This window comes from Pseudoalteromonas sp. 20-92 (genome assembly GCF_030847595.1).
In the GTDB taxonomy this organism is placed as follows: Bacteria; Pseudomonadota; Gammaproteobacteria; order Enterobacterales; family Alteromonadaceae; genus Pseudoalteromonas; species Pseudoalteromonas fuliginea.
The window spans coordinates 1-286 of record NZ_JANJGQ010000103.1; the positions used below are offsets into that span (position 1 = coordinate 1).

General features: G+C 40.2%; 1 pseudogene. It reads right to left on the reverse strand.

The features are described from left to right. A pseudogene (locus tag NRL14_RS20930) lies at positions 1–286 on the reverse strand (IS4 family transposase); the annotation flags it as partial.

Genomic DNA, 286 nt, shown 5'->3' on the forward strand with positions numbered 1-286 from the left:
TTGCCGTTTTACCATAATAAATTGAGCCAAGGTTATCAGCCTTACCAATACGCGCATCGGCAAACCATTGATAACTGATTTTCCATTCTTGCTTATCTTGGGAGAGAGATACTCGCCCCTCTTACTCTCCCTATCCAATACCAATTTTTTCTTCAACTATTTTAAACCATGGGGCATGATAGATAGCATCTGACACAATGATTGGCATGCATCCTTCAGGTAATATTTGTTCGAGCGTGTCTAAAAATGCTTGATGTGCTTTATTGGTATTCAGTTCGCTCTCAGG